General features: G+C 63.7%; 16 protein-coding genes. 6 read left to right on the top strand and 10 right to left on the bottom strand.

Going from position 1 to position 11,805, the window contains the following annotated elements; all coding sequences use genetic code 11:
• The coding region (locus EN949_RS27105) for a 2-dehydropantoate 2-reductase (RefSeq protein WP_127371833.1) at positions 1-591 on the bottom strand (591 nt) is incomplete at its 3' end.
• Positions 592-718: 127 nt separating this feature from the next.
• Between EN949_RS27105 and dapE the strand changes: the two genes are divergently transcribed.
• Complete coding sequence (gene dapE / locus EN949_RS27100; protein ID WP_127370770.1) at positions 719-1,912, top strand: succinyl-diaminopimelate desuccinylase; 1,194 nt, start codon at positions 719-721, stop codon at positions 1,910-1,912.
• Positions 1,913-1,917: 5 nt separating this feature from the next.
• Positions 1,918-2,553 (top strand): transporter, encoded by a 636-nt coding sequence (locus EN949_RS27095; RefSeq protein WP_127367560.1) that lies wholly within the window; start codon positions 1,918-1,920, stop codon positions 2,551-2,553.
• Here EN949_RS27095 and truA read toward each other — a convergent pair.
• The 5 genes from truA to def all read right to left on the bottom strand — a co-directional run bounded on the left by truA (position 2,520) and on the right by def (position 5,826).
• Entirely contained in the window at positions 2,520-3,290 is a 771-nt protein-coding gene (truA, locus tag EN949_RS27090) for a tRNA pseudouridine(38-40) synthase TruA (protein WP_013528473.1), read from the bottom strand. The genes EN949_RS27095 and truA overlap by 34 nt on opposite strands.
• 121 nt (positions 3,291-3,411) lie before the next feature.
• Positions 3,412-3,918 (bottom strand): N-acetyltransferase, encoded by a 507-nt coding sequence (locus tag EN949_RS27085; protein WP_013528472.1) that lies wholly within the window; start codon positions 3,916-3,918, stop codon positions 3,412-3,414.
• Entirely contained in the window at positions 3,915-4,868 is a 954-nt protein-coding gene (gene fmt / locus EN949_RS27080) for a methionyl-tRNA formyltransferase (RefSeq protein WP_127370771.1), read from the bottom strand. Before fmt ends, EN949_RS27085 begins: the two co-directional genes overlap by 4 nt.
• A 116-nt stretch (positions 4,869-4,984) precedes the next feature.
• A complete protein-coding gene (locus EN949_RS27075) occupies positions 4,985-5,227 on the bottom strand; it encodes a plasmid stabilization protein (protein ID WP_244506880.1) in 243 nt (80 codons plus the stop codon).
• A 68-nt stretch (positions 5,228-5,295) separates the two neighbouring features.
• Positions 5,296-5,826: a peptide deformylase gene (def, locus tag EN949_RS27070; RefSeq protein WP_024502081.1), complete on the bottom strand. Its 531-nt coding sequence runs from the start codon at positions 5,824-5,826 to the stop codon at positions 5,296-5,298.
• Positions 5,827-5,929: 103 nt separating this feature from the next.
• Here def and EN949_RS27065 point away from each other — a divergent pair, with 103 nt between their 5' ends.
• Positions 5,930-7,201 carry a DNA recombination protein RmuC gene (locus EN949_RS27065; protein ID WP_063169730.1) on the top strand — a complete coding sequence of 424 codons (1,272 nt, stop codon included), beginning with the start codon at positions 5,930-5,932 and terminating at the stop codon, positions 7,199-7,201.
• Positions 7,202-7,221: 20 nt separating this feature from the next.
• Here EN949_RS27065 and EN949_RS27060 read toward each other — a convergent pair whose 3' ends face one another.
• The 3 genes from EN949_RS27060 to EN949_RS27050 all read right to left on the bottom strand — a co-directional run bounded on the left by EN949_RS27060 (position 7,222) and on the right by EN949_RS27050 (position 9,590).
• Positions 7,222-7,626 carry a GFA family protein gene (locus EN949_RS27060; protein WP_013528467.1) on the bottom strand — a complete coding sequence of 135 codons (405 nt, stop codon included), beginning with the start codon at positions 7,624-7,626 and terminating at the stop codon, positions 7,222-7,224.
• 61 nt (positions 7,627-7,687) lie between these two features.
• Entirely contained in the window at positions 7,688-8,653 is a 966-nt protein-coding gene (locus EN949_RS27055; RefSeq protein WP_013528466.1) for a cation diffusion facilitator family transporter, read from the bottom strand.
• Between the two features lie 127 nt (positions 8,654-8,780).
• A complete protein-coding gene (locus EN949_RS27050; protein WP_127367069.1) occupies positions 8,781-9,590 on the bottom strand; it encodes a transglutaminase family protein in 810 nt (269 codons plus the stop codon).
• A gap of 312 nt (positions 9,591-9,902) precedes the next feature.
• On the opposite strand from EN949_RS27050, the gene EN949_RS37150 reads away from it, so the two are divergent.
• Complete coding sequence (locus EN949_RS37150) at positions 9,903-10,028, top strand: hypothetical protein (protein ID WP_013528464.1); 126 nt, start codon at positions 9,903-9,905, stop codon at positions 10,026-10,028.
• A gap of 205 nt (positions 10,029-10,233) precedes the next feature.
• Positions 10,234-10,548, top strand: coding sequence for a quaternary ammonium compound efflux SMR transporter SugE (gene sugE, locus EN949_RS27040; protein WP_013528463.1), 315 nt, complete (start codon positions 10,234-10,236; stop codon positions 10,546-10,548).
• 138 nt (positions 10,549-10,686) lie between these two features.
• Here sugE and EN949_RS27035 read toward each other — a convergent pair whose 3' ends face one another.
• Entirely contained in the window at positions 10,687-11,115 is a 429-nt protein-coding gene (locus EN949_RS27035; protein ID WP_013528462.1) for a DUF6481 family protein, read from the bottom strand.
• Between the two features lie 278 nt (positions 11,116-11,393).
• Between EN949_RS27035 and EN949_RS27030 the strand changes: the two genes are divergently transcribed.
• Positions 11,394-11,805: LLM class flavin-dependent oxidoreductase (locus EN949_RS27030; protein ID WP_127371832.1), on the top strand; the 412-nt coding region annotated here is incomplete at its 3' end.

Genomic DNA, 11,805 nt, shown 5'->3' with positions numbered 1-11,805 from the left:
GTTCAGATTCATCAGCAGCTTACCCCACAGCACCGCCTTCATGTCGCCATGCGCTTCAACCGCAAACCCTTCGACGCCAAGCAGGCCGACCAGGCCGGCATCGCCATCCTCGACCATCACCTTGCCGTCGCTGGCGCGGTGCACGCGCAGCGGCAGCTCGCCGTCCGGCGACTGCACCACATTGAACGGCACCATGCCGGCCAGCACCGTTCGCCGGCCAAGTCCGGCACGCAGCCTGTCGGCATTGTCGACACCGTTCTGCAGGCTGATCACCACGGCGTCGGGCCGGGCATGAGCTTTGATAAGATCCGCCATGTCCTGAGTGGCGCCGCTCTTGACCGTGACCAGGATCACGTCCGCCTGCGGCAGGGTGGGGGCCGGATCGGTGGTGACGGCGAGCGCCTCCGGCTTGATCGAGCGATCGCGGCCCTGGAGGTCGCTGACCCGCAATCCGCCCTGCCGCAACGCTGCCTCGATGCGCGGCCGGGCCAGCAGAATGACCTTTCGGCCGGCCAGCGCCAGGCAGCCGCCGGCATAGCAGCCGATGCTGCCGGCACCGGCTATGACGATCCGTTTGTCCTTGTCTGCCATCCTGTCGCCCGCGCCGGGTCGCAACTATACGACATGAAAACCATAATATCGGCGGTATCGCCAGCCATGAGGCTGGCCCCTATGTCTGGCCGTGACAGGCCCTGCGCTTTCGACTATCGCTTTTGCCATGACGCTGCCGACCGATCCTGCCGAAAACCTCGCCGCCCTTATCCGTTGCGCTTCGGTGACGCCCGCTGAGGGCGGTGCGCTGACCGCGCTGGAGACGATGCTCAAACCGCTCGGCTTCCTGATCGATCGGCCGGCGTTTTCCGAAGACGGCACGCCCGATATCGAAAACCTCTATGCAAGGCGTTCCGGCAATGGCCCGCATCTGATGTTCGCCGGCCACACCGACGTGGTGCCGGTCGGCGACGAAGCCGCCTGGACGCATCCGCCCTTCGCCGCCGAGATCGCCAATGGCGAGATGTATGGCCGCGGCGCCGTCGACATGAAGGGCGGCATCGCCTGTTTCATCGCCGCCGTGGCGCGCCATGTCGAGGCCAATGGCGGTCCGAAAGGCTCGGTCTCGCTGCTGATCACCGGCGACGAGGAAGGCCCCGCGATCAACGGCACGGTCAAGCTGCTCGAATGGGCGGCTTCCAGGGGCGAGAAATGGGATGCCTCTGTCGTCGGCGAGCCGACCAACCCGGATGCGCTGGGCGACATGATCAAGATCGGCCGCCGCGGCTCGATGTCCGGCGCCGTCACCGTCAATGGCCGCCAGGGCCATGTCGCCTATCCCTTGCTTGCCGACAATCCGGTGCGCGGGCTGATGAGCCTGGTCGATGCCTTGCTGCATCCGGTTTTCGACAAGGGAACCAGGGATTTCCAGCCGACCAATCTGGAGATCACCTCCATCGATGTGGGCAACCCGGCCACCAATGTCATCCCGGCCAAAGCGACCGCGACCTTCAACATCCGCTTCAACGACACCTGGACGGACGAGACCCTGCAGGCCGAAATCCACAACCGGCTCGACCAGGCGGCCAGGCGCAAGAAGTACCGGCAGGGCAAGAAGACGCCGGTCGACTACGAGCTCGTCTGGCGCGACCGGCCGAGCCATGTCTTCCTGACCCGTGACGACAGGCTGATCGAAACGCTGCGCGGCTCGATCAAGTCGGCGGTCGGCAAGGAGCCGACGCTGTCGACCTCCGGTGGAACCTCCGACGCGCGTTTCATCAAGGACTATTGCCCGGTGGTCGAGTTCGGGCTGGTCGGCAAGACCATGCACATGGTCGACGAGCGCGTCGCCATTGCCGACCTCGAGACGCTGACGCAAATCTACCAGCGCTTCATAGAAGACTGGTTCGGACAGGGCTGAACAGCATGCTTTCGGCGGACGAAACCCAAGCTTCGCTGACGGGCGCCTGGCGATTGATGCTCGGCAGAGCCGACGGCCTGCGCCTGCTCGACCTGTCGGCCGACGGCTTCTGGAATTCCTTCTTCGCCATTGTCGTTGCAGCACCGGCGCTGATCGTCGGCTGGGTCGGCATCGCCAACGAAATCGGCGATCCCGACGCCTTCGCGGGGCGCTTCAGCATGCTGGTGCGCCTGGCGACGGTCGACATCGGCTCCTGGGTGCTGCCGCTGGTTGCGCTCGCTTTCATCGCGCCGCGCGCCGGCATAGGCGGCCGCTTCGTCCACTACGTCGTTGCCAGCAACTGGGCTTCGGCCATCACCGCCTGGCTGATGCTGCCTTCGGCGCTGATCCGGCTTTTCCTGTCGTCCGCAAGCCAGGTTTCGAGCCTTGTGTCGCTGTTCCTCTTTGCCCTTTCTATGGTGCTGACCTGGCGCATGACAAATGCCACGATGGGCAGGGGCGCAGCGGTCGGCACGGCCGTTTTCGTCGGCATGTTCATTGCGTCGCTGCTGGTGCTGTTCGGCCTGCAGGCGTTGCTCGGCATCACCGTCCCGGACGATGTCGGAGTTCAGAGCCTTTCCGGGCTCGTCTCGACCGGATAATCGACACCGGTGAGAAACAGCCCGTCGGGCGGCGCCACCTGGCCGCAGGCGGCGCGGTCGCGCGCCTCGAGCGCTGTTTTCAGGTCGGCCGCGCTCCAGCCGCCGTCGCCGACACGCTTGAGCGAGCCGACCATCGAACGCACCTGGTTGTGCAGGAACGAGCGCGCCGAAGCCCTGACCTCGATCATGTCGCCTTGTCGGCTCACATCGAGCCGTTCCAGCGTCCTGATCGGGCTGTTGGCCTGGCACTGGGTCGAGCGGAAGGTGGTAAAGTCATGCCGTCCGAGCAGGACCTTTGCCGCTTCGTGCATGGCGCCGGCGTCGAGCCGCTTCGGCACCCACCACACCTTGCCCTTGTCGAGCGCGGCCGGCGCGCGGCGGTTCAGGATGCGGTAGAGATAGTGGCGGCCAATGGCCGAGAAGCGGGCGTCGAAACTGTCGGAGACCACCGTCGCTTTCAGGATGGCGATGCGCGCCCCGGCCGCCTGCAGATGGGCGTTGACGGCATCGCGCACCTTGTCGCTCGGCCACGCCTTGACGAGGTCGACATGCGCCACCTGCGCAGTCGCATGCACGCCGGCATCGGTGCGGCCGGCGGCGCGCAGCCTGATCGCTTCGCCGCAGAATTTTTCGATCGCCTGTTCGATCGCCTGCTGCACCGAAGGCTGATCCGCCTGGTGCTGCCAGCCGGCAAACAGGCTGCCGTCATATTCGATGTCGAGGCGAAAACGCGGCATTTGCGGCTAGAGCTCTCGCCTCGGGCAATTCCAGGAAAAGTGTGAAACGGTTTTCCGTTCGGAATTGCGTTAAAACAAAGAGGAGTGCAGTTCGCCGTTTCCGTGAAAACGGCTGACTGTTCTACGCGGCGAGAGCGGTGAAGGCGGAGGCGTAGACCAGCCTGCCTGCTTCTGGCGCGTCACCCCAGGCCAGCGCCTGCAGCGCTTCGCCCTGGTATTCGCTTTCGAAGTTCTCGGCACGCGTGTGGCTATAGCCGAAACGCCCGTAATAGGTGGGGTCGCCCAGCACCACGGCCAGCGTCTCACCACCATCCTTGAGGCGGATATGCGCCTCGCGGATCAGCGCGCCGCCAATGCCGCTGCCATGGAACGAGGGCTCCACCGCCAGCGGCGCCAGCGCCACGGCCGCGAAGGTCTTGCCGCCATTCTGGACGAACAGCCGCGAAAACAGGATATGGCCGACCACCTGGCCGTCCTCTTCCGCAACCAGTTCGGCAACCGCGTCGCCGCCGGTCACCAGCGCGTCGACCAGACCGGCCTCCGCCTGCTGGCCGAAAGCGTGTTCCTCGACGAGGCGGATGGCCTCGCGATCCCGCGGCGTTGCCGCGCGTATCGACATCATGCTCATGAGAATTTCAGTCCTTTTTCGATCTTGGCCCCGCGCAGGAATTCCGACGCGGCAGCGGGCTTTCCGCCCGCCCGTTGAACTTCGACCAGCCTGATCGCGCCTGCCCCGCAGGCGACCTCCAGCCGGTCATCGAGAATTCCTCCCGACTCGCCCAAATCTTCCGAAGGCGACAGGCCTTGCGACAGCGTCGAGCGAAGCAGTTTCAGCCGCTCCTGGCGGCCGCCAATTCCTATCTCCGACCAGGCGCCTGGAAAGGGCGACAGGCCACGAATATGATTGTGGACCTCACTTGCCGAGCGAGTCCAGTCCACGCGAGTCTCGGATTTATCGATTTTCTTGGCGTAGGTCACCCCATCCACAGCTTGTGTGGTGAATGTCAGGGTGTTCCCTTCCAGCCGCGCCAGCGCTTCCACCATCAAGGCAGCACCGACACTCATCAACCGATCATGCAGATCGCCGGCTGTCATATCGGGTTCGATGGCGCACTTTTCAACCAGCCCGACCGGACCGGTGTCCAGGCCCTCTTCCATGCGCATCACCATCATGCCGCTTTCCAGGTCACCGGCCATGATGGCGCGCTGGATGGGGGCGGCGCCGCGCCAGCGCGGCAGAAGCGACGCATGGCCGTTGACGCAGCCGAGCCGGGTTGCCTCCAGAACCGCCTTCGGCAGCAGCAAGCCATAGGCGACGACCACCGCCACATCGGCCTGCAAGGCGCGAAAAGCGGCCTGTTCGGCCTCGCCTTTGAGCGAAACCGGCGTCCGCACCTCGATGCCCAGTCGCTCCGCCTCGCGCTGCACCGGCGACGGCGTCAGCTCCAGCCCGCGTCGTCCGGCAGCGCGCGGCGGCTGGGTATAGACGGCTGATATCTCATGGCCAGCCTCGGCGATCGCGCGCAAGGTCGGCACCGAAAACTCCGGCGTACCCATGAAGATGACGCGAAGGGGCATTTTTTCTTCCGGTATCCTGTCTTCTTGCTCGCGCAGTGTGCCGGCTCAGGCATCCGCTTCAAACGGGTTTACGAGCTTCAGGTCAAGGCCGCCGAAGTCGCGGGACGACCGTCGCGCTATCTTTCCGCTTCGATCTTCTCCATGATTTCCGCGTATTCATCGCCAATTGCGCTTTCAGATACGAAAGCCGAGCGAATTGCAGCCCACGCCGAGAGGCTCGACTCCTCTCGGGCCGGCCTCTCCGCAACTATGCCTTTGCGCAGAAGGCCGATGGCCTTGTCCGAGACGCTCTGGCCGACCTCGCGCGCCGCCAGTTCGATCTCGCGCTTCAAAGGCTCAGGAATGTCCCTGATCAGCATGTCGACCGTCGGCATCTCCATTTGGTGGCAATCCTGCCGACAATAGGCCTGGAGGGGACTCCCGTACCTTATCCCGCGAGCTTGCCCGGCGCCTTGTCCCTGGCGAGCTTCTTGAATTTCTTTACCACCATGTCGCGCTTCAGCTTCGAGATGTGATCGATGAACAGGACGCCATTGAGGTGGTCGATCTCGTGTTGCAGGCAGGTCGCCATCAACCCCTCGGCCTCTATCTCCTGCAATTTGCCGTCGCGGTCGAGATATTTGACCCGCACGGAGGCGGGGCGTTCGACCTCGGCGTAATAATCCGGGATCGACAGGCAGCCTTCCTCATAGACGGAGCGCGCGTCGGCGCTCTCCAGGATTTCCGGATTGATGAAGACATGCGGCGCCGGCGTCTCGTCTTCCTTGGCGAGATCGATCACCAGCAAGCGCAGCGGCTCGCCGATCTGGATTGCCGCCAGCCCGATGCCCGGCGCATCATACATGGTCGCCAGCATGTCGTCGGCTAATTTGCGCAAAGGCGCGTCGACACGCTCTACGGGCTTGGAAACCTCGCGCAGGATGGGGTCGGGAAGGATGATGAGCGGCTTGATCGGCATGGCGTTCCACCTAAGACCTCCAGCGAAACGCGTCAACCGGTTGGCATCAGGCGCGTTCACGTTTTGATCTGTGCTATCGCGGCGAATCGTCTATGCTGTCCACATGAATGATTTGAGCACCATCCTTTCGGAGCCTGTCGCCCGGCTTGGCGCCACAACGATCACGCTCGGCCATGCGCTGGCCTTCGGCGTTTTGCTGTTTCTGGCCCTGTTCGTGGCGCTGGTCATTGCGTTGTGGCGGTCGGCCAAGGCGCGCGCCGTGGCGGCCGCGGAAGCCGCCGATCATGCCCGCGATGCGGAAGTGCGGATGGCCGGCATTCTGCAAAGCCAGGCCGAAATGCAGGGCCGCATGGGCGCCATTGCGGAAGTGTTCGGCGCACGGCAGGCGGAGCTGACGCAATCGATCGGCCAACGCCTCGACGCCATGACCGGCCGGCTCGGCCAGACCATGACCGAGCAGACCAAATCCACGCATGAGAGCCTGGCCAAATTGCAGGAACGGCTGGCGATCATCGACGTCGCGCAAGGCAACATCCAGTCGCTCGCCGGCCAGGTCGTGCAATTGCAGGCGATCCTCTCGAACAAGCAGACGCGCGGCGCGTTCGGCCAGTCGCGCATGGAGGCGATCGTTGCCGACGGCCTGCCGCACGGCGCCTATGAGTTCCAGGCGACGCTGTCGAACGGCAGCCGGCCCGACTGCCTGGTGAAGATGCCGAATGGCGCGCCGTCGCTGGCCATCGATGCAAAATTTCCGCTGGAGGCCTGGAACGCCATCCGCGCCGCCGATGGCGCCGATCTGCAGAAGGCAGCTTCGCAGGCCTTCCGCCGCGACATCGAGATCCATGTCCGCGATATCTCGGAAAAATACCTGATCCAGGGCGAGACGCAGGACACTGCCTTCATGTTCGTGCCGTCGGAATCGGTGTTCGCCGAGATCCACGAGAATTTCGAGGCGATCGTGCACAAGGCGCACCGTGCGCGCGTCGTCATCGTCTCGCCGTCGCTGCTGATGCTGTCGATCCAGGTCATCCAGGCGATCCTCAAGGATGCCCGCATGCGCGAACAGGCGCACCTGATCCAGGGCGAGGTCATCCGGCTGATGGAGGATGTTGCACGTGTCGATGAGCGGGTGCGCAAGCTGCAGGTGCATTTCGGCCAGTCGGCCAAGGACATCGACGACATACTGGTTTCGACGTCGAAGGTCACCAAGCGCGGCCAGAAGATCGAGGCGCTGGAATTCGGCGCGCAGCCCGACGGCGATGCCGCCGTAGACGCCGCGTCACGGGCTCCCGCCGCGAAGGTCGATACCGGCGCGCGCGTTGCCGATTCGAAAACCGGGCAGCTCAGGCTGAGGGTCGTCGAAGGCGACGATTGAGGCGCGGTGCCGGACCGGCGCTACTGCTCCTCCAACGTGGTCATGCCCTGAAATTCAGGCAGCCAGTGCAGCGCCGAGCGGTGCCATTTCTGCTGTGTCGGGATCAAATCCTGGCGCTGCCGCGCGGTCCCCACGCGAATTCCATAGACCTTCGGACCATCTCCGACAGACGTGGCGTAGAGATGCGAACCGCAGTCGGCGCAAAAGGCCTGGGTGCGCTTGGCGCCGCTCGCCACGATCTTGATGTAGATTTTCGGCGTGCCCTTGGTGATGCGATAGTTGCTTTCCGGCGCCGGAACCGTAAGGCGAAAAGCCGTGCCGGTCAGTTGCTGGCAATCCGTGCAGTGGCAGATCGTGGTCTTTTCCGGATCGACCTCCGCCTCGTAGGTGATGGCGCCACAATGACAGCCGCCGTCTATTCTCATCTTCGTTCCTCCAAAGCCCCTTCAATCTAGCGGCGCAAGGCCGTGAGGCAATGGCACGGTTTTAGTCCAGGGCAGGATCGGATGCGGAATCGATCAGCCTGCGCCGCTGCTCCCAGGTGCCTGACGTCTGCGGCTTGACGAACAGCCGTGTGATCTCCGGCATTTCCTTCTTCAACTGCGCCTCCAGGCGCTCGACGCAAGCTTCGATCTCGGGCGCCGTCAAATGGTCCTCGAACTCGATGCTGAGCCCGGCGACGATCTCTGTCGGCCCCATATGGACGGTCAGAACGCCGTTCGCCCGCTGCACCGCCGGATCCTGCTGGGCGATCGCCAGCACTTTCATCTGCACCTCGGGCGACGCCGGCTCGCCGATCAGCAGGCCCTTGCTTTCGCGGGCCAGGAAGATCGCGGTTGCGCCAAGGATCAGCCCGATGCCGATAGAGGCGGCGCCGTCGAGCTCCGGCATCTCCAGCAGTTCCGCTGCCAATATGCCGGCGAAAGCGACGATCAGGCCGAGAAGTGCCGCACTGTCCTCGAACAGCACGGTGTAGACGCTCGGATCCTTGCTCGACTGCACGGCCTGCAGCCAGCCTTGCCTGCCCTTCTGCCGGCGAAACTCCTTCAGGGCGACCCACCACGAACTGCCTTCGAATAGGAAGGAAAGGCCCAGAACAATATAGTTTACCTTGGCGTTGGCGACCGGCTCCGGCGCCATGATATGGACCACGCCTTCGTAGAACGACACGCCGGCGCCCAGCGCGAAGACGAGGAGCGCGACGATGAAGCTCCAGAAGTAGAGTTCGCGGCCGTGGCCGAGCGGATGCGTGCGATCGGCAGGGCGAGCGGCGCGGTGCATGCCGTAGAGCAGCAGGCCGCCATTGCCGGTATCGACCAGCGAATGGACGCCCTCCGACAGCATCGCCGAACTGCCGGTAAAGGCGGCGGCGGCGAACTTGGTCAGCGCGATGGCGAGATTGCCGGCGAGCGCCGCGTAGATCACCTTTTTTGAGCCGCCGTGCCCGGCCATGGCATTTGCCCCCGTTCAAGGCGCAGTCTAGCGGCCAGGCCGCTAAAGCTCCACAGGCATCACACCGCGCGAATGTCGGGTCGTCCACGGCAGCGGCCATGAGAGATCGGTCTATGGAAAACGGCGACTACTCGATGATCTCGCTGGTCCACACCTTGAAGCCGGCAAGCGTTCCCGGGCCGAAAATATGGGTCAGCGGCACGTCGGCGGCGTCGCGGCCGGAGGCGATCAGGATGCGGCCGATGCGCGGTGCATTGTTGCGCGGGTCGAAGACATGCCAGCGGCCGCCGAGATAGACTTCCATCCAGGCGCAGAAATCCATGCTTGCCCATGGCTTCGGCATACCGATGTCGCTGATGTAGCCGGTGCAATAGCGCGTTGGGATGTTGAGTGCCCGGCAGAAGGTGACGGCGAGATGCGCGTAGTCGCGGCACACGCCGCTCCGTTCACGATAGGCTTCCGCCGCGGTGCGCGTCGGCCGTGCATTGCCGTAGTTGAAGACGATGTGGCTGTGGACGAAGTCGCAGACCGCCTGCACGCGCGGAATACCCAGCGGCGTGTTGCCGAACAGCCGCCACGCCTCGTCAGCCAGAAGGTCGCTTTCGCAAAAACGGCTGGGCAGCAGGAACAGCAATGTGTCCGCCGGCAGGTCGCGCACCTCGTGCTGCCAGGCCATCAGGTCGCCCATCTCGAAGGTGCCGGGGTCGCGGATCACCGCGTCGGTGCCGAAGGTGAAGCGCCCGGGCGGCGCGACAAGCCGGTTGCACCAATTGCCGAAACTGTCGCGATAGCTTTCGATCGGCACCGGCGGATTGGAGATCAGGAAATCCGGCCGCTCGAGATCGGAGGCCCGCGAATAGTGCACATTCAGCATCGCGATGAGCGGCGTTTCCTGCGGAAAGTCGAAGCTCATCTCGCAGCCGATGTGGATTCGCATTGTCGTCCTGACGGCCTGCCTGACGATCACCCGGCGAAGCTCGGGTCGATGCTGCAGTGCGAAAATGACCATGGCACGGACCGCCATGGTTTACGAGCAAATTAGAGCAATTCCAGGAAAAGTGTGAAGCGGTTTTCCGTCCGGAATTGCGTCAAAACAAAGAGTTAGAGCAATTCACTGTTTCCGCGAAACGGTGAATTGCTCTAGAAACCGGTTGAAAGCGATCCGCTGTCGGCGGCAACAGTCGCTAACCCCTTGCGGTCGGGCGGTTCTCTTGTTTCACTTGGCTTCTCACATCAGGAGGAACGAATCATGGCTAAAGGTGCGATGAAGGCAGGCAAGGAAGCCCGCAAGCCGAAGAAGGACGCCAAGAAGCCCGCTCCGGCTCCGGCGCTGAAGGCGCCGCCGGTCAAGGCGATGAAGCTCAAGGACAAGTAGATCCGGCGATCCACTTCGCAATAAGATTACGGCCGGCGACACTTGTTGCCGGTCGCTGTTGGTCGAGCGCCCGAAATTCCTATATTGGCGTGGCGGGGACGACCTCGCACTTCCCCAAATCCGGACGGGACGACCCGCCATTGTTTGACTGATCGTCGGACGCCGAAGTCACTTTTCGGTCCGATGCTCTGATGGAGCGTTGTCGATGTCGTGGATTCTTCTCTTTTTCGCTGGCTTGTTCGAGATCGGCTGGGCAATCGGCCTCAAATACACCGATGGCTTCTCGAAGCTGGTGCCGACCGTGCTGACCGTTGCCTCGATGGTCGTCAGCCTCACTCTGCTCGGCCTGGCGCTGAAGGCGCTGCCCGTCGGCACCGCCTATGCGGTGTGGACCGGCATCGGCACCGTCGGTACGGCACTGCTCGGCATCTGGCTGCTCGGCGAACCGGCCACCGCGATCAGGCTGGCCTGCATCGCGCTCATCGTCTGCGGCATCATGGGGCTGAAGTTCGCCGCCTGACGGTAACGCTTAGGTCTCTTGGTTTGCGCATGTCGTCCTCCCAGAACGGGGACCAGGGCGACATGCATGGGACAAACACGTTCAGGGCCGCTGCGAGGCGACCCTGATTCTCGAAGCAGATTGCTCCGTAGCCGAGAGCTAGCGGGCGGAGAAGCCCGGAGGCGTTCTGCCGGTACGCTGCTTGCGTGCCGCATAACGCGCGTCGCGCTTGGCCTTGCGTTCGGCTTCGTCGGCCAGAAGACGGGCGATGCGCTCGTTCTCTTCGGATTCCCGAATCTTGGCCTCGGCCTGTGCAGCTTCCTCGGCGGCGATACGTGCCGCTTCGGCTGCTGCCTCGCGCTCGGCCTTCTCGACCGCTTCGCGTGCCAGCTTCTCCTGCTTGAGCCGGGCCTTTTCGGCCTCGCGGATTTCGCGGGCCGCAAGGATAGCCTTGCGTTCAGCCTGCCGCGCCAGCACTGCGGGATCATCCGCCGCCGGCTTTGCCTTGAAGCGCTCGAGGAGCGCCTTCTTTGCCTCGTTTGCGGCATTGCGCCGCTCGAAAACGTCTTTTTCCCTGTAGATAGCCAAGTCCACTTCCCTGAAGTCAATTCGCGACGCTTACATACGCGCGAAAACCGAGAGTTCAAGCGCCAAAACGGCATGGCAGCCATGAAATTGTCGGCTGTTGCACTCGGGAGACGCCTTTGGAGCAATTCCAGGAAAAGTGTGAAGCGGTTTTCCGTCCGGAATGGCGACGAAGAGATAGAGCCGAAACCGACATGCACTGTTCACCGTCCGCCCCACTGGCGGCGCGGCTGAGGCGTCGCTACGTCTAACCCGAAAACCCAACACCAGGATGACATCAAATGGAACTCGGTCTCTACACATTCGCCGACGTCAGCCCGCAGCCGGGCCCCGGTGCCATCGGCCCGCATGAGCGGCTGCGCAACCTGATCGAGGAGATCGAGCTGGCCGACCAGGTCGGCCTCGACGTCTTCGGCCTCGGCGAGCATCACCGGCCCGACTATGCCGCCTCCGCACCGGTCGTGGCCCTGGCCGCGGCGGCCGAGCGTTCGAAGCGCATCAAGCTGACCAGCGCGGTCACCGTTCTGTCTTCCGATGACCCGGTGCGCGTTTTCCAGCAATTTGCCACGCTCGATCTTCTGTCGGGCGGCCGCGCCGAGATCATGGCCGGGCGCGGCTCGTTCATCGAATCCTTCCCGCTGTTCGGTTTCAACCTCGAGGATTATGACGAGCTGTTCGCCGAAAAACTGGATC

Source organism: Mesorhizobium sp. M7A.F.Ca.US.007.01.2.1 (genome assembly GCF_003998165.1).
In the GTDB taxonomy this organism is placed as follows: domain Bacteria; phylum Pseudomonadota; class Alphaproteobacteria; order Rhizobiales; family Rhizobiaceae; genus Mesorhizobium; species Mesorhizobium ciceri.
This window is presented reverse-complemented; position numbering and strand designations above follow the sequence as displayed.